16 protein-coding genes are annotated in these 18619 nt (G+C 68.2%); 8 read left to right on the forward strand and 8 right to left on the reverse strand.

Translation table 11 applies throughout. The features are described from left to right. Positions 1-407: 407 nt before the first annotated feature. On the forward strand, positions 408-638 hold the full coding sequence (locus tag NX1_RS30785) for a hypothetical protein (protein ID WP_068067204.1): 231 nt from the start codon (positions 408-410) through the stop codon (positions 636-638). A gap of 865 nt (positions 639-1503) precedes the next feature. Here NX1_RS30785 and NX1_RS30790 read toward each other — a convergent pair. After that, entirely contained in the window at positions 1504-2397 is an 894-nt protein-coding gene (locus NX1_RS30790; protein ID WP_068067206.1) for a helix-turn-helix transcriptional regulator, read from the reverse strand. Positions 2398-2552: 155 nt separating this feature from the next. Here NX1_RS30790 and NX1_RS30795 point away from each other — a divergent pair, with 155 nt between their 5' ends. Further along, on the forward strand, positions 2553-3317 hold the full coding sequence (locus NX1_RS30795) for an SDR family oxidoreductase (protein WP_068067208.1): 765 nt from the start codon (positions 2553-2555) through the stop codon (positions 3315-3317). 69 nt (positions 3318-3386) lie between these two features. Here NX1_RS30795 and NX1_RS37530 read toward each other — a convergent pair whose 3' ends face one another. Together NX1_RS37530 and NX1_RS30805 are read right to left on the reverse strand one after the other, a co-directional pair. Then, positions 3387-3740: a maleylpyruvate isomerase N-terminal domain-containing protein gene (locus NX1_RS37530; RefSeq protein WP_218024207.1), complete on the reverse strand. Its 354-nt coding sequence runs from the start codon at positions 3738-3740 to the stop codon at positions 3387-3389. Positions 3741-4061: 321 nt separating this feature from the next. Then, positions 4062-5228, reverse strand: a complete 1167-nt coding sequence (locus NX1_RS30805) for an alpha/beta hydrolase (RefSeq protein ID WP_245668759.1) — start codon at positions 5226-5228, stop codon at positions 4062-4064. A gap of 122 nt (positions 5229-5350) precedes the next feature. On the opposite strand from NX1_RS30805, the gene NX1_RS30810 reads away from it, so the two are divergent. After that, positions 5351-6598, forward strand: coding sequence for a PucR family transcriptional regulator (locus tag NX1_RS30810; protein ID WP_174555546.1), 1248 nt, complete (start codon positions 5351-5353; stop codon positions 6596-6598). Between the two features lie 212 nt (positions 6599-6810). On the opposite strand, the gene NX1_RS30815 is transcribed toward NX1_RS30810, so the two are convergent. Both NX1_RS30815 and NX1_RS30820 read right to left on the reverse strand, forming a co-directional pair. Continuing rightward, positions 6811-7152, reverse strand: a complete 342-nt coding sequence (locus NX1_RS30815) for a maleylpyruvate isomerase mycothiol-dependent enzyme family protein (protein WP_068067210.1) — start codon at positions 7150-7152, stop codon at positions 6811-6813. 293 nt (positions 7153-7445) lie between these two features. Then, positions 7446-10415, reverse strand: a complete 2970-nt coding sequence (locus NX1_RS30820; protein ID WP_068067212.1) for a tetratricopeptide repeat protein — start codon at positions 10413-10415, stop codon at positions 7446-7448. A gap of 129 nt (positions 10416-10544) precedes the next feature. Here NX1_RS30820 and NX1_RS36665 point away from each other — a divergent pair, with 129 nt between their 5' ends. Continuing rightward, positions 10545-10775: a hypothetical protein gene (locus NX1_RS36665; RefSeq protein WP_068067214.1), complete on the forward strand. Its 231-nt coding sequence runs from the start codon at positions 10545-10547 to the stop codon at positions 10773-10775. A 122-nt stretch (positions 10776-10897) separates the two neighbouring features. Here the strand turns inward: NX1_RS36665 and NX1_RS30830 are convergent, their stop codons facing one another. The 3 genes from NX1_RS30830 to adh form a co-directional block, all read right to left on the reverse strand. Beyond that, the gene (locus tag NX1_RS30830; RefSeq protein WP_068067216.1) at positions 10898-12109 is read right to left on the reverse strand and encodes a helix-turn-helix domain-containing protein; all 1212 of its coding nucleotides are present in this window, start codon (positions 12107-12109) and stop codon (positions 10898-10900) included. 203 nt (positions 12110-12312) lie between these two features. Then, the gene (locus NX1_RS30835; protein WP_068067218.1) at positions 12313-12735 is read right to left on the reverse strand and encodes a DUF779 domain-containing protein; all 423 of its coding nucleotides are present in this window, start codon (positions 12733-12735) and stop codon (positions 12313-12315) included. Then, positions 12735-14252: an aldehyde dehydrogenase gene (gene adh / locus NX1_RS30840; protein ID WP_068067219.1), complete on the reverse strand. Its 1518-nt coding sequence runs from the start codon at positions 14250-14252 to the stop codon at positions 12735-12737. Before adh ends, NX1_RS30835 begins: the two co-directional genes overlap by 1 nt. Positions 14253-14469: 217 nt before the next feature. Here adh and NX1_RS30845 point away from each other — a divergent pair, with 217 nt between their 5' ends. The 4 genes from NX1_RS30845 to NX1_RS30860 all read left to right on the forward strand — a co-directional run bounded on the left by NX1_RS30845 (position 14470) and on the right by NX1_RS30860 (position 18596). Then, the gene (locus NX1_RS30845; protein ID WP_068067222.1) at positions 14470-14841 is read left to right on the forward strand and encodes a hydrogenase maturation nickel metallochaperone HypA/HybF; all 372 of its coding nucleotides are present in this window, start codon (positions 14470-14472) and stop codon (positions 14839-14841) included. Then, positions 14802-15650 (forward strand): hydrogenase nickel incorporation protein HypB, encoded by an 849-nt coding sequence (gene hypB / locus NX1_RS30850; RefSeq protein WP_068067225.1) that lies wholly within the window; start codon positions 14802-14804, stop codon positions 15648-15650. The genes NX1_RS30845 and hypB overlap by 40 nt, the downstream gene beginning before the upstream one ends. Positions 15651-15733: 83 nt before the next feature. Continuing rightward, on the forward strand, positions 15734-16789 hold the full coding sequence (locus NX1_RS30855) for an NADH-quinone oxidoreductase subunit B family protein (RefSeq protein ID WP_068067229.1): 1056 nt from the start codon (positions 15734-15736) through the stop codon (positions 16787-16789). 10 nt (positions 16790-16799) lie between these two features. Next, entirely contained in the window at positions 16800-18596 is a 1797-nt protein-coding gene (locus NX1_RS30860) for a nickel-dependent hydrogenase large subunit (protein ID WP_068067233.1), read from the forward strand. Positions 18597-18619 lie beyond the last annotated feature (23 nt).

The raw sequence follows: 18619 nt of genomic DNA on the forward strand, positions 1-18619 counted from the left end.
CCGCCGGTATATCCGCGCGGATAGCACCCGGGATTGTCTATACACATCTGCTGTATAGACATCCGTGCACGCACACCTCTGCGCGCAGTGTCTCGCATTCGGCCTGATCGGGAGCGGCTCGCCTCGGCCTCCTGCCGCCTGTAGTCCGCGCTCGGCGTTCTCGCCTTGCCGTCCGGCTGGTCAGGGGGTGGCTCGCGCGTTGGGCCGCGTCCCATACCGCTGACGCAGCCCGCCGCTGCCTGGCTCGCGTTCGTTGCCGACAGCGGCGTGCTGCCGAGTGTGCCTCGCCGGGGCGCGCTCGGCCCGGTGTGACGAATTACCTACGGGGCCGGTGTCCCGAAATGGCGATTTCGGCGGAAGTAGATGAATACACCCCGTCGTCTCCCGACCGTCAGGAGCCACCCGCCATGACCGGAAACCCCGCCGAACCCGAACCGGCCTCGCCCGACCCTGACCGGCCCGTGGTGGTGCCGCTGGACCCGGAACGGATCGACTACTGGCGCGAGGTCGTCGCCGACTGGGAACCCCTCGACCGTGCCCAGCTCGACGGCATCGCCGCCATCCTCGACCGCGTCCGGGCACGGAAACGGGCCGCCACCAGTAGCAGCGACCCGCGCCAGTACCCGAACGCCGCCTGACGGCCCCCGTTAGGCCGCAGAAACCCCGTCCCCGGCCCCGGTGCCGACGTCGCCCGCGACGCCCGCCCCGGGGCCGTCCTGTACCCCGGGACGGGCGGGGTTCTTGTCCACAATCCGGATCCGGGACGCATCGAAGACCGGTCCCGCCGTGGTGGCCGGGCCGACTCGAGGCGCTTGCCGCGCAACGCGCGTTTGATCATGGCGCGTTTGTCGGCCGTGCCCGCGTCCTCCCAGTGGGTTCTCCATGCCTGCGCGGATTCGGTCCGCGCGGTCGGAGAATCATCGACGTCGTATTTGGCGTCGAGCCCGTCGAGTTCGGCCTCGAGTTTGGCGATGCGGGCATCGACCCCGGCCATCACCGTGTCGTAGCGGTCCAGGCTGATCTCCCCGTTACCCAAGCGCGCCGACATCACCGTCGCCGTTTCACGCGCCTCGGCCAACGCGTCCGCGATCGGGCGACGCCGCCGGGCCAGATCATTCGCGGCGGCAACCAGGGCATCGCCGTGGCGGGGATCGGACAAGATCGCCACCACCAGCGCACCCACTTCCCGGTCCAGGGTCCGCACATCGACCGAGACGCGGTTGCAGCCGCCTCCGGTCTGCCGCTTCTGGCAGTGGTAGCGGCGACGCACCTCGCCATCGGGGTAGTTGCGGCCGTACTGGGGGCGGCCGGTCAAACCCCGCCCGCACGAACCTCGGAGCGGCGGACAACGACACGGACTTGCTCAGCAGATCGAGCAAGAGACGGACGCCCGCGCACGCCAGATGGCGATTCCGACCCTGCGGGTCATCGGATCCCGTGCGCCGCCGAGAAATCGCACTTCACCGCCATCGACGCGATGACGGTGACGTTCACCGGGCCGCCCTAGCCGATGTCGCGCCGCACGGCCGGATCTGCTTCCGCGACAAACGATTCCCGCTCGTCGAATGACGGCTCCGGTGCCGTCCAACTGCCGAGCAGGCGGATCGCCTCTTCGTCGGCGGCCGTGGCCGGGGTGAAGGTGACCAGGGTGAGGTCGGTGTCGCCGGGCACCGGGAAACCGTGGAACAACAGCGCGATCACGCCGACCACGGGATGACGCACCCGCATCGTCCCGCTGCCCTTCTCCGCCACCCGGTGCGCCGCCCACAAGGTCGCGAACTCGGGGCTCGCGACGGCGAGTTCGCCTACGAGAGCGGACAACTCGGTGTCGCCGGGATGACGACCCGCGGCCAGCCGCAGGTAGGTGACGATCGACTCCGCCTTCTCGGCCCATTCGAGATAGAACTCGCGGGCGGCCGGATCGAGGAATACCAGTCGCGCGCCGTTGGATTCACCGCTCAGGTCCCAGCCCGCACCGGCGAACAGGCCGATACACAGGTCGTTGGCGGCCACCACGTTCATCCGGTGGTCGAGGATGTGCGCGGGCGTGGTCGGCCACGACTCGAGCAGGCGTTGCAGACCGGGATCGATCAGTGCGCGGTGTTCCCGGCCCGGCGTCGACCGCCGACGGGCGGCCAGCCGGAACAGATGGGCGCGTTCGGTATCGGTGAGGTGTAGGGCGCCCGCGACAGCGTCCAGCACTTCCTCGGACACGGCGCCGATCCGGCCCTGTTCGAGGCGCACGTAGTAGTCGACGCTCATCCCGGCCAGTTGCGCGACCTCCTCGCGCCGCATTCCGGGCACCCGGCGGTTACCCGACCAGACCGCGCCCGGTTCGGGCAGCCGTCGGGCGCGCTGATTGCGCAGGAATTCGCCGAGTTCCCGGTTTCTGCTCATGAGCCGATTATCGACCCCCGCGCGCCGGGCCTGCCTGGTACTGCCAGACCCAGGCACAGCGGACCCTCGTCGAAGCCGGACCTGGTTCGCCCTGGCCGCCCGGCGACACGATGGCGACACCGGCATCGGCCGGACCGAATCGAACGGAGCGAACTATGACCACTCAGCCTCTCGCCGGACGCGTCGCCGTCGTCACCGGTGCGTCCTCGGGCATCGGCGCCGCGACGTCGCGCGAGCTGGCCGCCGCGGGTGCCTCGGTGGCGCTGCTGGCCCGGCGCAAGGACCGCATCGCCGACCTGGCCGAGGAGATCGCCGCGGCGGGCGGCACCGCGCTCGCGATCGAGGCAGATGTCACCGATCCGACCGGCCTGGCGGATGCGGCGGAGCAGATCGACCGGGCGCTGGGGACGGTGGATCTGCTGGTGCCCAACGCCGGTGTCATGCAGCCCGCCCTCCCGCAGGCCCGGCGCACGGACCTCTGGCAGCACCAGATCGAGGTCAACCTCAACGGCGTGCTGCACACCGTCGACGCCTTCCTGCCCGCGCTGCTCACCGCGGCCGAGCGGGGTGGCCAGGTCGACCTGGTCGCGATCTCCTCGCTGGGCGCGCAGGTCGCCTACCCCGGCTACAGCGTGTACTTCGCCACCAAGGCGGCCGTCAGTCACCTGGTGCGCAACTTGCGTACCGACCTGGGGCCGAAGGGGATTCGTGTCAGCGCGGTGGAACCGGGAATGACCGGCACCGAGATCGGCGGTCAGGTCGCCGACCCGGACTTCGCCGCGCAGCTGACCGAGATGGCGGGCGCGGTGACGATGATGTCGCCGGAGGATATCGCCGAGATCGTCGCCTTCGTCGCCAGTAGGCGATCCGGCGTCAATATCGCTCAGCTCGCCGTGCTGCCGGTGGACATGCCGTACTGAGCGGTTCGGAGGCCGTGCAGCAGCGCGCCCGCGAACAGCAGTGCTCCTGATTTCGGAACACCGGTCCGGTCAGATGGCCGCGATCGTTCCGGGCGCGCGTTCGGCTCGGCTCAGCGCGCCCAGAACGGCGGGCTGGCCGTGCCGGGCCACCGCGAGTCGCGACAGCAGGCCGAGCACCGGTTCGAAGACCCGCGGCGGGAACAGTGGCGTCGAGATGTCGGCGCTCACCGCCAGATCGTCGGAGTGCACGACGATTTCCAGCATGCGTGTCAGCAGGGAATCGTCCAGCAGCGAAACGGTTCCGACAGCGGAGACAACCCGGTCGGCTGGTTCCGCGGGCAACGCCGCCCGCTGTTGAGCCAGCGCCGATTCGACCTCGCCCCGCCAATGCTCGCGCGCCGTCGGCCGCGGCGGACCCGCCATTACGCCGGATGCGCACGCTGAACTCCGAGTCCACGTCGGCATCGAAAGCAGCTGCGCGGGTGAAGAATTCGGCGACCGACAGCGGCTCCGCTTTCGGAGTTTCGGCCTCGAGCAGCTGGGAGACGCGGAGGACCTGCGCCCCCAGATGGCCCGCGAGCCCGTGCACGCTGAACTCTTTCAACGCACTCGGCCGGTCCCACGCCGCAGCCACGGCCGTTTCACTGGGCAGCGCCACAGCCGACGCCGCCGCCTCCAGACAAGCCTCTCGGACCGCGATCAATTCCGCTGCACTTCAACGAATGTGACAACGGAAAGATACGCCTACTCTGCCAGGCCCGCTCTGAGCATCCCGGCGATCTGCAAGACGGCGTCGCGCGCGGCCGGAACCACCGTCATGTTGAGGAAGCCGTGAATCAACCCCGGCATACGTTGCAGCACAACGCGATTCCCGGCCGCATGGAGCTCACCGGCATAGGCTTCGTCCTCGTCGCGCAACGGGTCGAAGGCGGCGGAGATGAGAACGGTCGGCGGCAGACCGGAGAGATCATCGGCCAGCGCGGGTGAGGTGCGCGGGTCGGCGCCGTCGGCGTTCACCGCACTCGAGAGGTAGTGCCCGCGGCACCACTGCCGATCGTGCTCGGTCAGATAGAAGCCTTCTGCGAACAGTTCGTCCGAGACGGTCCTGGACTCCGTGAGATCGGCCGAGGGATAGAGCAAGAGCTGAAGGGCGGGGGCCGGGCCGCCCGCACGCGTGGTGATGCGGGTGACCGCGGTGCTCAGGGTCGCACCGGCGCTGTCCCCACCGACCGCGACCCGGTTCGCGTCGGCGCCGAGCGCCGATGCGTGCGCGACGGCCCACTGGAACGCGGCCAACGCGTCGTCGACTCCGGCCGGGAACGGATGCTCCGGCGCGAGCCGATAGTCGACGGACAGGACCTGCACTCCGGCGTAGTGGCACAGCATGCGGCACGGTTCGTCATGGGTGTTCACGTCGCCCAGCACGTACCCGCCACCGTGGAAGAACACGAGCAGCGGCGGGGTGTCGCAAGTACGCGATGGGAGCGGCCGGTAATGCCTGGCGCGCAGCGGACCGTCGGCTCCCGCGATCTCGATGTCCCGGACGCCGCCGACCTCGGTCTTGTCGAGCGTGAACGCGGCCGCCGTACGCCGCAGCCTCGCGCGCGTGTCCGCGACGTCGGGACTGCCGCGCCGCGAATCGGGAACGAGCGTCGCGACCCCGCGCAGCCGCAAGAATCGCAGCGCGAGCTGGATACCGGGATCGAGCTTTTCACCATCGATCTGGACCTGCGGCGTCCCCGACAGGAACAGCCGAAGCCAGGACGGCGCCTGCAACAGCCGTCTGCCGATCCGCGCCGTGAACCGGTCGGCGACGGACACGGCCTCCGCGGGCAGCGGCGCCAGCTCCTCGATGTGCGCCGGCCATGAATGCGCCGACCTGATCACCGCTTCGATCTCGCTGCTGCTCACGAAAACCTTCCTCGGTAAGTGGCGACTCGAATTCCGTGCGTTCAACGATGCGCCTCGAGCCTGGCCGATTGCTAGAACAACCTGCCTCCCATCCGGCCGAAAATCGGTGCATAGTGTTCACCATGACCACGCCTTGGCCGACCCCGTCGACCGCGGTGCGGGAGCTGATCCGGCGCGGTGCGGAGATCATGCTCGACCCCAGCGCGGACTGGCTCGAGGAGCTGTACACCACCACGCTCGCTCGGCTCCGGGCGCACGCACCCGTCGACGACCCCGCGCTCGCCGCGAGCATGCGCACCGGCAGCGCGGCGATTCTGCGGGACTGGGCCGAATTCAACGTGCGCGATCCCGGCCGCCGCGTCCCGCCGAACCTGGCCCCTGAAACGCTGCACATCGCGCGCGACCTGGCCAGGCGCGGCATGGATCCCGGCGCGCTCGACGCCTACCGCCTCGGGCAGAGCGTGGCTTGGCGGCGCTGGATGCGACTGTGCTTCGACCTCACCTCCGACCGAGCCGAACTCGCCGAATTACTCGACGTCTCCGAACGATCCATCTCGGCGTACATCGACGACACCATCGACGCCATCGGGCAGCAACTCGACCGTGAACGCGTCCGGCTCGGGGGCGCCGTCGATCGCCTGTCCGCCGTGACGCTGCTGCTCGAGGGCGCGCCCATCCACCGGGCGCGCGCCGAGATGCAGCTCGGCTACGGTCTCACCGGCCCGCACACCGCCGCGATCGTCTGGAGCAGCACCGGCACGGACGCGGGTGCGCTCGAGTCCGTCGCCGAAGCGCTCACCCGCGTGAGCGACGCGGCGCGCAGGCTGACGATCGTCGCCGGGTCCGCGGTCCTCTGGGTGTGGTTGCCGGTCGACACGGCCGTGACCACGGATCACGTGACGGAGCGCCTCGACCCCGACACGGATGTCCACGTCGCGATCGGGCGACCGGGCCGCGACCTCGACGGCTTCCGCCGCAGCCACCTCGACGCACTGACCGCGCAACGCATGCTGGCCCGGCTCACCTCGCCGCAACGTGTCGCCCACTTCGACGACGTCGCGCTCGTGGCGCTCATGACCGGCGACCCCACTCGCGCCGACGAATTCGTTCGCGACACGCTCGGCGCTCTGCTGCACGCCGATCCCGAAACGCGGCGCACGCTCACCACGTACCTGCGCGAACAGTGCAACACCTCGCGCACCGCCGAACGCCTCTTCACTCACCGCAACACCGTCATCCGGCGGCTCGACCAGGCCAAAGCCTTGCTCCCGCGCCCGCTCGCGACGAACCCGATCGCGGTCGCCGCCGCACTCGAAGTCCTGCACTGGCGCGGGACGCCGCCCGGGGAGCCGAAAGAGCCTCCCCGCTAGGGGTTTCCGACGGTGTTCGGCACCTCGTCCCGCCCGCGACCGATTGCTGGGCGGCGACGACCAACCCACCGGCCGCCGCACGGACCCGCAACGGCCAGCGCCGCTCCGAAAGCAACCAGGTCACCCCGTCTCCGGCGAGCCGATCCAGCGCGGCGTCGCGTCCGGTCGTCAGCAGCAGCAGAGCCGTGAGCGATCCTTCGATCACCGGTCCGTCACCTACGGTCCACTGGTCGTCGGTCGCCACGAGCCGGTAGCCCGCCGAGCTTCTCGCGGGCATGAAACGGGGCGCCCACCTCCCAGACGCGCTGAATGCCCGCACGCGCGGCGGCGACCGGCATCGTCCGCTCGATGCCGAGGGGAAGCGCGATGTCCTGGCCGTGCACGAGCACATCCATCAGCCGGTCGGCCGGTGTCGTGCCGAGGGCCGCGACCCGTGCGTCAACGCTGTCGCGCAGTTCGGCGAGCAACTGCCCGGTCGTGCGGCGCTGCGCGTGACGAACGGCGGTATCGTGGATCAGCCGGTGCAGATCATCGCGGGCGCGAATCGGATTCACCAGGATCGAACCGAGATTCGGCCGAGGTCAGTGCCGCCCTGCTTGCGATCGATCCCAGCTGACAGTTCACCGAACCGGTCACTGTCGAAGTGCTGACCGCGACCGGAAGCCCGCGGCGAAGACTTGTGACCGGCCCGTACTCACGGCGGTCGAAGCTGCGGTTTGCCTCGGTCCTCGACGCTCGAATGCCGAGGGTGGCGATGCATGCCACGGAGATGGCCGAAGCGAAACCTGTCGCGGTGCTGCCTCTTACGCCTGCCGACCCTCGTCACAGCTTGGAAACGCTCGATGGATCACTCCGTGTCTCCGGTGAGGGTCGCGAGGAAGGTCGTTGCCGTGGCGGCTTCGGGAACGCTTGCGCGGCGGTAGATTTCGATGGCGGCTCGTAGATCGTTCGCCGCCTGTTCTCGGTCGCCGAGTGCGAATCGGGTGTGGGCGATGCCTTCCAGGGCGCGGGCCTCCTCGAGACGTCCGCCGGTTCGACGGGCGAGCTCCAGTGCTTCGGTGTAGCGAGACAAAGCTTGTTCGTGGTCACCGGTGGCGGTGGAGAGCGCGCCGAGTTTGTTCGCTACCGTGGCGCGGCCGAAGGCGTCGCCGAGTTCTCGGTATATGCGCAGCGACTCGTCGAGGCAGGCTGTCGCGTCGGTGTACTCGGCTGTCGCCACGTGAACCGAGCCAAGTTCGGCGAGCGCCTCGGCCTCGGCGTGTCGATAGCCGAGGTCGCGGCAGGTCCGAAGTGCTTGCTCGTGAAGATCCCTCGCCGCACGGTAGTTTTCGGTCGACCGGGCGACGGACCCGAGAACGTTCGCCGCAGCGGCTCGACCTTCCGGCTCGTCCAGGTCACGATAGAGTTCCGATGCTTGCCCGAGATACCGGTTCGCCGCGTCGTGATCGCCGAGCACGGTGTAGGCGGTCCCGAGTTGCAGGACCGCATAGGCCTCGCCGAGGCGCACACCGATCTCTCGGTAGATCGATCTGCTCTGCCTGTGCAACTCGACGGCCGCGGTGGTGTCGCCGGTCGATCTCGCGGCGATTCCGAGATTGCTCAGTGCGCTGGCTTCGCCGTGACGGTCGCCGAGCAGGCGGTAGTAGCCCAACGCCTGTTCGTGCAAGCGCGACGCTTCGGGGTGATCCCCGGTCAGTCTCGCCACGATGCCGAGACCCTCCAGAACGACCGCCATTCCCCGGCGTTCGCCGAGTTCCGCATAGATTGCCAGGGCAGCTTCGTGCAATTCCCCAGCCTCGGCGTGACGGCCGCCGAACCGGTGCACGATGGCGAGGCTGTTGAGCGCGAGAGCTTCTCCGCAGCGGTGGCCTGTTTCCCGATAGATCGCCAGAGCTCGGCCGTGCAGGTCGGCGGCCTCGGCGAAGTCCTGATCGTCCGAGAACCAGCGGGTTGCCCCGAAGTTGTTGAGAGCGTTGGCTTCTCCGTGACGGTGTCCCAGCTCGCGATAGATGTCGAGCGCCGCTCGGTGCGCGTCCGCCGACTCGGGGTATCTGCCGGTGAATCGGTAGACGACCCCAAGGCTGTCCAACGCGTCGGCTTCCGCTGATCGATCGCCCAGCAGGCGCGCCGTCTCGACCGCCAATCGGTGCAGCCGGACAGCTTCGCCCCACGGGCCGTCCCGTTCGACCAGACTCGCCAGGGACGCGGCCAGCACCGCGACCCGACGCGGATACGTCGACGCCGCGAGGTCGAGGCAGGCCAGCAGGTTGGCGCGCTCGAGGCGCATCCAGGCGAAGGCGGCGCGCTCGTCGTCGAATCCCAGGCCCGACGCGGCGCGCTGCGCGGGGTCGGCGGATGTCGCCGTGGGTTGGTGCAGGCGGGTCAGCAGCCGGCTCGCGGCCGCCGAGCGGGACTCGAAGTGATCGAGCAGCCTGGACAAGGCTCGGTCGATCGTCTCGGCCGGTTCCGAGGCGCAGAGTGTGCGAGCGTATTCCCTGAGTAGGTCGTGGGATTGGTAGCGGCCGCGCACCGTCTCCTCGAGCAGGTGGTCGGCATAGAGGGCTTCCAATTCGCGACGCGCCTGGCCGCGCGCGCAGTCCCACAGCGCCGCGGCCGCCGCGACATCGAGCTCGTTGCCGGGATGCAGGCCGAGCCATCGGAACAACTGCTGCCGTCGAGCGGGCAGACGTTCGTAGGACATCGTGAACGCGATCCGCACGGCGCGGTCGCCGACATCGAGTTCGTCCAATCGGTCGCTGTCGAACGCCGCGAACTCCTCCGCCAGTTCGGCGATGCTCCAGGCGGGATGGTGCGCGACGCGACCCGCTAGCAGCACGATCGCCAGCGGCAAGTACCCGCACAGTGCCACGATGCGCCGCACCGCCGCGTTGTCGGTGTCCGCGTGCCGGTCCGCGGCTGCGGCGAAAAGCTCTGCCGCGGGCTCTTTTTCGAGCAAGGACAGGGGAAGCGGCGTCGCTCCGTCGAGAGCGACAAGCCGCCTGCGACTGGTCACCAGCGTGAAGCAGCCGCCGCCGGACGGCAGCAGGGGTTCGATCTGGTGAACGTCTCGTGCGTCGTCGAGCACGAGCAGAATCCTTTTGTCGCTGGATCGATCTCGCCACAGGTCGCGTCGGCCGGGCAAAGTCTCCGGAATGGTCCGCGGGTCCATGCCCACACCGATCAGCAGCCGTGCCAGCACGTCGTCGGGGTCGGCTTCGCTGTGGCCGGGGGTGTGGGCGTGCAGTTCCACGAAGTACCGGCCGTCGGGAAACGCGGGCGCCAACCGATGCGCGGCGCGCGTGGCCAGTGCCGTCTTGCCGACGCCGGCCATTCCGTCGACGGTGACGATCCGCGACGGACTGTCGTGCTCCGCGAGGCGCAGAATCCGCTCCAGCACGTCGTCCCGTCCGAGCAGCGCCGCGACGTCCCTGCGCAATGCGCTCGTCACGACGGGACGCGATGCCGGCACGGCCGTGCCCACGTCCTCCGGCTCGACCGTTTCCGGCGTGGGTGCGCGCTTGCGCGCTTCGCGGCGCAGCTTCTGCCAGCTCGACATCGTCCGGCCGTCCACGGCACGCCCGGCGGGCACTCGTCCCGACCTGCCGTACAGGTAACGCAGGACGGTCTCGAATCCGCGTTCGTCGCGCGGCACGACCACCGCGTCGTCGTCCACGTGGAACCAGCCCGACAAGGTGTTGACCGGGACCGCGCCGCCGATCGCCCGCGCCACCGCGGTCGGTGACGGAGCCCCCGCCGCCCTGTGCAATTCGCGCCATTTGGCGAGGAATACCGCCCGCGCAGAATCCTTGTCGCTCACCGGCGCGGCCCCCGGCTCGGCTCGGCCCGACTCGGTACGAGTCGCGAAGCCGGGAAACCCGCACCGACCTGGGCACAGTCGCCCGGAATCCGCGCGAGCGACTGGTCCGCGCGGGGATTCACGGGCTCTATGGAGTCCGGCAACGTCACCTCTCCCGAACGGAAAGCCATGTCGCTCATCACGAAAGCCCTGCTCCTGACCACCGCGGTACTTAGCGCCCTCCTCACGGGCGTCCTCGCCGCTCTGCTCGCCAAGGCGGACGGCGCCACCGTGTGGGCGGCGATCCGCGACGGCGGCATCGCCTTCGGCGCCACCCTGACTCTTCTCATGCTCACCATCACCACCTGCGCGGTTCTCTGACCAGAGTCGCATACGATGGCGACAGTGCAGGTGGCGGCGGGAAACCGTAGGTCTTCGACGTCGCCGACCGGCAAGCTGAACGAGATCGTCTGAAACACGCCCCGCTGTCACGCCGATGCGTCTCAGCCGCGCGACGCCGCGCGCAAGCGGGCGGTCGCGATCGCTCGCCGCGGGTCGGCGGTGGGGAGCAGACGGCAGGCATGCTCGTGAATCTCGCTGTCCTCGAGCGCTTTCGCGCCGTATCGCAGTGCGAGCGAGGGGTCGTCGGAGGCCAGTACCGCGGTGCGGACGCCGACCTCGAGGTACTCGCGCCATTCGACGATGCCGGGCGTCTGCGAGTCCGGGAGCAATGGACCGCGATACAGGCGGACCGCGGTGGCGGTGTCCCCCGCCGCCAGCGCGGCGAGGACGTCGGCCGCGTCGCAGGAGAGCGGGGTGGCCAATCGGTAGATGCGGCTGGTGATGTCGCCGACCGCGGTGCGGCGCAGATGGGAGACGTCGGCCTTCACGGTGCTCGCCGCGGGCGCGCGGTCGCCGTAGATCGCCAGCTGCAATCGCTCGGGCGTGAAACCGTCCGGTTCGAGCGCGAGCAAGGCCAGAATCTCGAAATGCCTGCGACGCAGCGTGATTCGTTCGTCTCCGCGGATCAGCTCGGCGCCGCCGAGGCAGGTGAGCCGTGGACCGGGCGCGAGCGCCTTCTCGCCCTGCTGGAGTTTGGCCTCGATGGCGGCGGCCAGGGTCCGCACGGTCGACATGGCGAGCGGATGCGAGCGATCCCAGGTGGTGGACAGGTCGAGCACCCCGAGCTGTCGTCCGTCCGCGCCGCGGATCGGCGCGCAGTAGCAGACCCACTCGTGCAGCGCGGCCACCAGATGCTCCGCTGCGAACACGCTGCTGGGCCGCCCGGTGCGCAGCGTGAGCGACAGCGCGTTGGTGCCCATGTGCGTCTCGTCCCATCGACCGCCGGGCGCGAAGCCGACACGTTCGGCGCGTCTGCGCATCACGGCCCCGCCGTGTGACCACAGGATGGTCCCATCCTCGTCGGTGACGGCGGCGACGAAATCGGAGTCGTGGGTGATGGCGTGCAGATGGTCGGACAGTTCCAACAACGGAGCCCGCAGCGGCGACTCTGACCAGCGCGCGCCGACGTCGTCACCGGCGGCCGGAGCGCAGTCCAGCTCGGGATCGACGGTGCGCCGAGATCTCATCCAGGACTGGACCACTTCGCCGCGCAGCTGTGAGCTGTCGATCCCCGCGGCAGCGGCGGGCGCCCAACGCGCCCATTCCTTCTCCAGCGCGGCGCGTCGCTGTGAGAGGGAGTCGTGTCGTGCCATCTCGCGACTGCTTCCCTCCGTCCTCGGCCGTCGGCGGTTCCTCGCTGCGTTCGTCGTCGCACGGCCGCAGGAAGGCGCGATCCTCGCTGCACCGAGGGTAACTCGCGCGCGTCGCGAATACCGGGGGTCGGAGAAAGGTGGTCGCGCGCTCGGCTCCGGCGCCGGCGACGAGGCCTATGCCGGAGCCGAACGTGTTCTCTTCGCTAGGAGTTCGCGGCGTCCGTCGCCGCCGGATCCGCACCGCACGGCGGTGGCGGCTGAGCCTCCAGCGCCGCCGTCTCGGCGTCGGTGAACAATCGCGAGCGGATCAGGAACCGCACGCCCTCGGGCGCTTCCAGCGAGAACCCGCCGCCGCGCCCGCGCACCACGTCCACGGTGAGGTGGGTGTGACTCCAATAGCGGAACTGATCGGCGCTCATCCAGAACGGCGTCTCCTGCGGGAGGACGCCGAGCAGCACATCCGACGCTCCGACGCGAAAGTCCCCGCGCGGGTAGCACATCGGCGCGCTGCCGTCACAGCATCCACCCGACTGATGGAACATCACCGGGCCGTGCCGCTCGATCAGCGTGCGCAGCAACGCTTCCGCGCGTTCGGTCAGCGCGACCCGCTCGACGGCGTCGGGCATCAGAAGAATCCGAGCTTCTTCGGCGAGTAGCTGACCAGCAGGTTCTTCGTCTGCTGGTAGTGGTCCAGCATCATCCGGTGGTTCTCGCGGCCGATGCCGGACTTCTTGTAGCCGCCGAACGCGGCGTGCGCCGGGTAGGCGTGGTAGCAGTTGGTCCACACCCGGCCCGCCTTGATGCCGCGGCCGAGCCGGTAGGCGGTGTTGCCGTCGCGCGTCCACACGCCTGCGCCGAGGCCGTAGAGGGTGTCGTTGGCGATGGTGAGCGCCTCGTCGACGGAGTCGAACGCCGTCACCGACACCACGGGACCGAAGATCTCCTCCTGGAAGATCCGCATGTCGTTGCGGCCCTGGAAGATCGTCGGCTCGATGTAGTAACCGCCGGCGAACTCCTCCACCTTGCGCGGGCCGCCGCCGGTGAGCAGTTCGGCGCCCTCCTGCTTGCCGATGTCGATGTAGGACAGGATTTTCTCGTACTGGTCGTTGCTGGCCTGCGCGCCGATCATGGTGCTCTCGTCGAGCGGGTTGCCGCCCTTGATGGCCTTGGTGCGCGCGACGCAGCGGCCCATGAATTCGTCGAAGATCGAGCGGTGCACCAGCGCCCGCGACGGGCACGTGCACACCTCGCCCTGGTTGAGCGCGAACATCACGAAACCCTCGACCGCCTTGTCCAGGAACTCGTCGTCCGCGGCGGCCACGTCGGGCAGGAAGATGTTGGGGCTCTTGCCGCCCAGCTCGAGCGTGACCGGAATGATGTTCTCGCTGGCGTACTGCATGATCAGGCGGCCGGTGGTGGTCTCGCCGGTGAACGCCACCTTGGCCACCCGCGCGTTGGATGCCAGCGGCTTGCCCGCCTCGACGCCGAAACCGTTGACCACGTTGACGACACCCGGCGGCAACAGATCCGCGATGAGCTCGACGACCTTCATGATCGACGCGGGCGTCTGCTCGGCGGGCTTGAGCACCACGCAGTTGCCCGCCGCCAGCGCGGGCGCGAGCTTCCACACCGCCATCAGGATCGGGAAGTTCCACGGGATGATCTGACCGACCACACCCAGCGGCTCCTGGAAGTGGTAAGCGATGGTGTCGGCGTCGATTTCGGAGATGCTGCCCTCCTGGGCGCGGATCGCCCCGGCGAAGTAGCGGAAGTGATCGACCGCCAACGGCAGATCGGCGGCCAGGGTTTCGCGGACCGGCTTGCCGTTGTCCCAGGTCTCGGCGACCGCGAGCGCCTGGAGATTCTCCTCGATCCGGTCAGCGATCTTGTTCAGGAGATTGGCGCGCTGGGTGGTCGAGGTCGCGCCCCAGGCGTCGGCGGCGCGGTGCGCGGCGTCGAGGGCCAGCTCGACGTCGGGCGTGGTCGAACGCGCCACCTCGCAAAACACCTCGCCGTCCACCGGTGACGGGTTCTCGAAATAGCGGCCCTCCACCGGCGCGGTCCATTCGCCCCCGATGAAGTTGTCGTAGCGGCGCGCGTAGTCGACGACGCTGCCTTCGGCACCGGGCTTGGCGTAGGTCATGGCTGATACTCCTCGCTGAGTCACGGATCGGATCACACGACATGTCGTGGTGTGGATCACTCTCGCGCGCGAGGGTTGAGACAAGGTTGAACCACGCCGCTCGCCGCCGGTCGAAACCGCCGCCCGCCGCCACGCGACGGATTCTTCGTTACCGCGCAGGCGCGATGTGCTGCGGAGTAGCCTCGAAAGAGGCCATCTCCGAAAAGCCGAGGCCACGATGCACGAAATGGCGATAACTCAGAGTGTCGTCGACGCCGTGTGTGAGCATGCGGCGGGCAGGCGGGTGCACAGCGTGACCGTGGAGGTCGGTGCACTGTGCGCGATTGTGCCCGAGGCGATGCAGTTCTGCTTCGAGCTGGCGACCGAAGGGACCGATGCGGACGGTGCGGCGCTCGTCATCCAGACGGTGCCCGGCACCGCGGTCTGCCGGTCTTGCGGCGCCGATTTCGCCCTCGCCGATCTGATCCTGCTCTGCCCGTGCGGCAGCGCCGACGTCGAGATCAGATCCGGCCGGGAGCTTCGAATCCGAACGATGGAAGTGAGCGAACCATGTGCACAACCTGCGGATGCGGCGATTCGGCGGCCATGATCACGGTCCTGCGCGACCAGCCGAACGAGCGCGACGAGCACCACCACGACCCTCGAGGCCATTACCACTCCCACGAGCACGGGAACGACGATCACGACCACGCGGACCACGTGCACGTACCGGTCACCGAGACGGTGACCCTGGAGGAGAAGGTGCTGGCCAAGAACGATCGGCTGGCGCAGCACAACAGGGAACGACTGCGCCGCAGCGGCATCGTGGCACTGAACATCACCAGCTCGCCGGGTGCGGGCAAGACGACGCTGCTCGAGCGCACCATCGGCGATCTGGACGATCGACCCGTCGCGGTGATCGAGGGCGATCAGGAGACGCTGCTCGACGCCGAGCGCATCAAGGCGACCGGATGCCGGGTGGTGCAGATCAACACGGGCTCGGGTTGCCATTTGGATGCCGAAATGTTGCGACATGCGCTGGACGAGCTCGACCCCGTGCCCGGCACCCTGCTGTTCATCGAGAATGTCGGGAACCTGGTCTGCCCGGCGCTGTTCGACTTGGGCGAGCTCGCCAAAGTCGTGGTGTTCTCGGTGACCGAGGGCACCGACAAGCCGCTGAAATATCCGCATATGTTCGCGGCCGCCGACTTGATTGTCGTCAACAAAATCGACCTGCTTCCCTACGTCGATTTCGAGCTCGATCGGTGCGCTGAATATGCGCACTCGATCAATCCCGGCGTGCCGATTCTGCCGGTGTCCGCGATCACGGGCGAGGGCTTGCCCGGCTGGTACACGTGGATTTCGGGGCACAAGTCCCCGCCGTCGACCTCCCTTGAGGAAGCCACAACCCCCGCATAGACTGACGTGACGAGTGTCACATTCCGTACGGTCTTCCCACAGAGATTTCTGTACGGCGCTCCAGCTTCGAAAGGTGGCATTTGATGCCTACTCAGGAAGCAGTCAAAGCCGAAGAAACGTTGATCCACGTTCTCTGGATCAATGCCGGCCTCAGTTGTGACGGTGACTCGGTGGCGCTGACTGCCGCCTCCCAGCCCAGCATCGAGGAGATCGCCCTGGGTGCACTCCCGGGTCTCCCCAAGGTTGCCGTCCATTGGCCCCTGGTCGATTTCGAATGCGGCCCGAACGGTGGGGCCGACGATTTCCTCGAATGGTTCTTCAAGGCCGACCGCGGCGAACTCGAACCGTTCGTCCTGGTCGTCGAGGGATCTATTCCGAACGAGAAGCTCCACACCGAAGGCTACTGGTGCGGGTTCGGCAACAACCCGGAGACCGCACAGCCGATGACGACCAGCGAATGGCTGGATCGTCTGGCACCGAAGGCCACCGCGATCGTGGCCGCGGGCACTTGCGCCACCTACGGCGGCATCCACGCGATGGCCGGGAATCCGACCGGGGCGATGGGCGTGCCGGACTATCTCGGATGGGACTGGAAGAGCAAGGCCGGTATTCCCATCGTGTGCGTACCCGGCTGCCCGATCCAACCGGACAACCTCTCCGAGACCCTGACCTACCTGCTCTACATGGCGACGGGCCAGGCGCCGATGATCCCGCTCGACGACGTGCTGCGGCCCAAGTGGCTGTTCGGCGCGACCGTCCACGAGGGATGCGATCGCGCCGGGTACTACGAGCAGGGCGATTTCGCCACCGAGTACGGATCGCCGAAGTGCATCGTGAAACTCGGCTGCTGGGGTCCGGTCGTGAAATGCAATGTGCCCAAACGCGGTTGGATCAACGGCGTCGGCGGATGCCCCAATGTCGGCGGCATCTGCATCGGCTGCACCATGCCCGGTTTCCCGGACAAGTTCATGCCGTTCATGGACGAGCCACCCGGTGGCAAGTTCTCGTCGGTGGCCTCGGGCCTGTACGGAACGGTGATCCGGAGCCTGCGCAACGTCACCGGCCGCACCGTGGACAAGGAGCCGCGCTGGCGGCACCGCGGCGAAAAGCTGGAATCCGGCGCGACCCGCACGTGGTAGGAGGACTTCGATGACCCAGATCATTCCGGAGCCGTCGCACCGCAAGATCGACCCGAACGCCCTCGTCGAGATGGCGTGGGATCCGATCACCCGGATCGTCGGCAGCCTTGGTATCTACACCAAGATCGATTTCGAGAATCAGCAGGTCGTCGAGTGCCACAGCACGTCGTCGATCTTCCGCGGCTACTCCATCTTCATGAAGGGCAAGGATCCCCGCGACGCCCACTTCATCACCAGCCGCATCTGCGGCATTTGCGGTGACAACCACGCCACCTGCTCGTGCTACTGCCAGAACATGGCCTACGGGGTCCGGCCGCCGCATCTGGGCGAGTGGATCGTGAATCTCGGCGAGGCCGCCGAATACATGTTCGACCACAACATCTTCCAGGAGAACCTGGTCGGCGTCGACTTCTGCGAGAAGATGGTCTCGGAGACCAATCCGGGCGTGCTGGCCCGCGCCGAGCGCACCGAGGCTCCGCACGCCGACGCGCACGGCTACCGGACGATCGCCGACATCATGCGAGCGCTCAACCCGTTCAGCGGCGATTTCTACCGCGAGGCGCTTCAGGTCAGCCGCTACACGCGCGAGATGTTCTGCCTGATGGAAGGCAGGCACGTGCATCCGTCGACGCTCTATCCGGGCGGCGTCGGCACGGTCGCCACCATCCAGCTGATGACCGACTACATGACGCGCCTGATGCGCTACGTGGAGTTCATGAAGAAGACCGTGCCGATGCACGACGACCTGTTCGACTTCTTCTACGAGGCGCTCCCCGGCTACGACAAGGTGGGCCTGCGCCGCACGCTGCTCGGGTGCTGGGGTTCCTTCCAGGACCCGGAGGTCTGCAACTTCGAGTACAAGGACATGGAGGAGTGGGGTCGCAAGATGTTCGTGACCCCCGGCGTGGTTGTGGACGGCAAGCTGCTCACGACCAGCCTGGTCGACATCAACCTCGGCATCCGAATCCTGTTGGGCAGTTCGTATTACGACGACTGGACCGATCAAGAGACGTTCGTGAAGACCGATCCGCTCGGCAATCCCGTCGATCGGCGCCATCCGTGGAACCAGCACACCAACCCCAAGCCGCAGAAGCGCGACCTGGAGGACAAGTACAGCTGGGTGATGTCGCCGCGCTGGTTCGACGGCACCGACCATCTGGCGCTCGACACGGGCGGCGGGCCGCTGGCGAGGCTGTGGTCGACGGCGCTGGCCGGGCTTGTCGACATCGGCTACGTGAAGTCGACCGGGCACAGCGTGCAGATCAACCTGCCCAAGACCGCCCTGAAGGGACCGGTCGAGCTGGAATGGAAGATCCCGTCCGCCGGTAGCAACACCATCGAACGCGACCGGGCCCGGACCTACTTCCAGGCCTACGCGGCGGCGTGCGCGCTGCACTTCGCCGAGAAGGCGATCGAGGAGATCCGTGCCGGGCACACCAAGACGTGGGAGACGTTCGAGGTTCCCGACGAGAGCATCGGCTGTGGCTTCACCGAGGCCGTGCGCGGTGTCCTCTCCCATCACATGGTGATCAGGGACGGCAAGATCGCGAACTACCACCCGTATCCGCCGACGCCGTGGAACGCCAGCCCTCGGGACAGCTTCGGCACGCCGGGCCCCTACGAGGACGCGGTGCAGGGACAGGCGATCTTCGAGGAGAACGACCGGGAGAACTTCAAGGGCATCGACATCATGCGCACCGTGCGCAGTTTCGATCCGTGCCTGCCGTGCGGCGTGCACATGTATCTCGGCAAAGGAAAGACGCTGGAGACGTTGCACTCCCCCACCCAGTCGCTCACCGCGGAGTAGCCGATGACGCGCCCGCGAGGAGA

Origin of the sequence: Nocardia xishanensis NBRC 101358 (assembly GCF_001613365.1) — a bacterium.
Taxonomy (GTDB): Bacteria; Actinomycetota; Actinomycetes; order Mycobacteriales; family Mycobacteriaceae; genus Nocardia; species Nocardia xishanensis.

Bases quoted from the DNA above. Each gene is read 5' to 3' on its own strand.
- NX1_RS30785 (WP_068067204.1), top strand. From the start codon at position 408: ATGACCGGAAACCCCGCCGAACCCGAACCGGCCTCGCCCGACCCTGAC.
- NX1_RS30790 (WP_068067206.1), bottom strand. From the start codon at position 2,397: ATGAGCAGAAACCGGGAACTCGGCGAATTCCTGCGCAATCAGCGCGCC.
- NX1_RS30795 (WP_068067208.1), top strand. From the start codon at position 2,553: ATGACCACTCAGCCTCTCGCCGGACGCGTCGCCGTCGTCACCGGTGCG.
- NX1_RS37530 (WP_218024207.1), bottom strand. From the start codon at position 3,740: ATGGCGGGTCCGCCGCGGCCGACGGCGCGCGAGCATTGGCGGGGCGAG.
- NX1_RS30810 (WP_174555546.1), top strand. From the start codon at position 5,351: ATGACCACGCCTTGGCCGACCCCGTCGACCGCGGTGCGGGAGCTGATC.
- NX1_RS36665 (WP_068067214.1), top strand. From the start codon at position 10,545: ATGGAGTCCGGCAACGTCACCTCTCCCGAACGGAAAGCCATGTCGCTC.
- NX1_RS30830 (WP_068067216.1), bottom strand. From the start codon at position 12,109: ATGGCACGACACGACTCCCTCTCACAGCGACGCGCCGCGCTGGAGAAG.
- NX1_RS30835 (WP_068067218.1), bottom strand. From the start codon at position 12,735: ATGCCCGACGCCGTCGAGCGGGTCGCGCTGACCGAACGCGCGGAAGCG.
- adh (WP_068067219.1), bottom strand. From the start codon at position 14,252: ATGACCTACGCCAAGCCCGGTGCCGAAGGCAGCGTCGTCGACTACGCG.
- NX1_RS30845 (WP_068067222.1), top strand. From the start codon at position 14,470: ATGCACGAAATGGCGATAACTCAGAGTGTCGTCGACGCCGTGTGTGAG.
- hypB (WP_068067225.1), top strand. From the start codon at position 14,802: ATGTGCACAACCTGCGGATGCGGCGATTCGGCGGCCATGATCACGGTC.
- NX1_RS30855 (WP_068067229.1), top strand. From the start codon at position 15,734: ATGCCTACTCAGGAAGCAGTCAAAGCCGAAGAAACGTTGATCCACGTT.
- NX1_RS30860 (WP_068067233.1), top strand. From the start codon at position 16,800: ATGACCCAGATCATTCCGGAGCCGTCGCACCGCAAGATCGACCCGAAC.